The following is a 2295-nucleotide window of genomic DNA, read 5'->3' as shown; positions in this document are numbered from 1 at the left end:
AGCCCCGGTTTATCCCCCCTAGCCCCCCTTTGAAAGGGGGGAACCGGATATCCCCTCTAGCCCCGGTTTGAAAGGGGGGAACCGGATTATCCCCCCTAGCCCCGGTTTATCCCCCCTAGCCCCGGTTTGAAAGGGGGGAATTGGATTATCCCCCCTAGCCCCGGTTTATCCCCCCTAGCCCCCCTTTGAAAGGGGGGAACCGGATTATCCCGCCGTCAAAAATTAGGGCACGGCAGTGCCGTGTCCCTACGAATAGCCCTCGCTATTATGAAATATATTTAAGCCCCCCTTTCAAAGGGGGGTTTGGGGGGATGATCCGAAGCCCCCCTTCCAAAGGGGGGTTTGGGGGGATATAACTACTCTAAGCTTCGCAGCCAATAAGCGAAGAGCAAAGTCCGTTCCAAGGCAATAATATCAGGCGGAGAAATTGGTGACGGAGATGTCAACAAGGCCAATAAGCGATCGCAATTTACATAGTCCGACAACCCTGGGGTATTTTGCAACAAATCCCCAATCCAGACATCCACCATATTCCGCATCATAGGGGAATAAGTATCTTGAAAGTGAAACACTTTTTTCGGTCGCTGAAGAATCTGTTGGGGCAACTTTTCTTGCATCGCTTCACGCAAGATATTTTTATTCACCAACCAAGGTACTGGGGGAATCGCAATCAGATAATTGACTAAGCGCAAGTCGAAAAATGGATGATAGTGTTTAATTGCTACGCCGGTGTAACTTGGCTCTAAAGTTTCAAATAAATTCGACCAAAACGGCGAGTGAGCCATGCCGTACCGAGAGATTTTGTCTACAGAGTCATCGCCGATTTCTCGCTGTCGCGCCGATAAGTCTAGCCGTCGCGAAAAACTCGGTTCTACCCAAGTGGGAAAGGACTGTTTTGCACGGCTAATTTTGCGCCAATATCCCAAGCCGCGCCGCCAATAAAATAACGGATGTCGATATAAGGATATGGCGTGGAATTGTACGGCAACCCATTGGGCAAATAAGCCATGTTTGAACCATTCTAACCAGAAGAATTCCCCAAATCGCAATCCCGGATCGCCCCCAAATCCAGTGAGGACGACGGGTGCTTTGGCGGCACAATTTTTGGCGAGTTCGAGTTGGGAATTGCGGGCGGGAATGCCAGCAGCCGGTTCGGGAATGGGAGTTTCTGGGTATTTTGGCGGGATGGCGGAAATGTAACCGGAACCGTCGAGAACGTGAATGGGAATGCCGATATGTTTGGCGACCATCGCTGCATAGGTGTCTTCTTCCGGCATCATCGAGCGATCGCTCATTGTAAAAGAGTGAAACTCAAACGGTTTCCCCTTTTCTTCTAACACTTGATAGGCGGTGGCAGCGACACTGGTCGAATCCATGCCGCCACTAATATGAGTGGTAACGGTCGCCGACCTCAAGCGGTCTGCCACTGCCTGCTGAAATAGTTCGGCAAAATGTTCCACATATTCTTCTTGTCGCCGATAGCGAATTAACGGCAAACAGCGGGGTAATTGCCAATAGGGTTGAATTTCTAGTTTTCCCCGCGTCCAGGTTAATGTATGGGCGGGAGGCAAGCGACGAATATCGGCAAAACTGGTGGTATCCCATGCCATATTCATGTTAAATAGCAAGAAATCTCCGATCGCCCGTTGGTTTAATTTCGCCGTAACCCCTGGATGCAGACGAATGCAGTTGAGGGTATTGCTGCAAATCAGAGTTTTGTCAATTCGGGCATAGTAAAAAGGCACGATGCCAAAGTGGTCTCGGGCGCAAAATAGCCGTTGCTTGGTATCGTCCCAAATAATAAAGACAAAATCTCCCATGAGATGCTCGACGCAAGCGGTATCCCAGACTCGATAAGCGTGTAAAATCAGTTGGGCGTCGGAGATGTTCTCGGCAACTGGGCAACCTCGATCGCATAATTTTTGCCGCAAGTTGGCGCGATCGTCGATGCGGGCGTCGGCAACAATCCACTGGGAGTCCCCTTCGGGTACACTCAAGGGTTGGCGATCGCTTTGTGCGGTAGTTCGCAACAGAGTATGTCCGAGTCCCACAGAACCCTGACACCACACCTGTTGGGCGTCGGGGCCGCGAAATCCCAGAAATTCGGTCATTTGATTTAAAAGCGGGCGATCGCATGGACTGCGATCTTCTTTGACAAGACTGACAATGCCACTCATGGATTAAACCATTTTAATAAAGTTCTACGATGAAACCAGATTCTTAAGCCCCCCTTTCAAAGGGGGGTTTGGGGGGATTTGATTTAGCCTCAGAAGAATCCCCCCAAGCGTCCCCCCT

The 2295-nt window shown here is 50.5% G+C and carries 1 protein-coding gene; it reads right to left on the bottom strand.

Features of this window, described 5'->3' with window-relative positions; translation table 11 throughout:
* Window positions 1-356: 356 nt before the first annotated feature.
* Window positions 357-2177 (bottom strand): asparagine synthetase B family protein, encoded by a 1821-nt coding sequence (locus tag AC0QH1_RS00905; RefSeq protein ID WP_324628843.1) that lies wholly within the window; start codon window positions 2175-2177, stop codon window positions 357-359.
* Between the last annotated feature and the right edge of the window lie 118 nt (window positions 2178-2295).

Source organism: Phormidium sp. CCY1219 (assembly GCF_055795085.1).
This window is presented reverse-complemented; position numbering and strand designations above follow the sequence as displayed.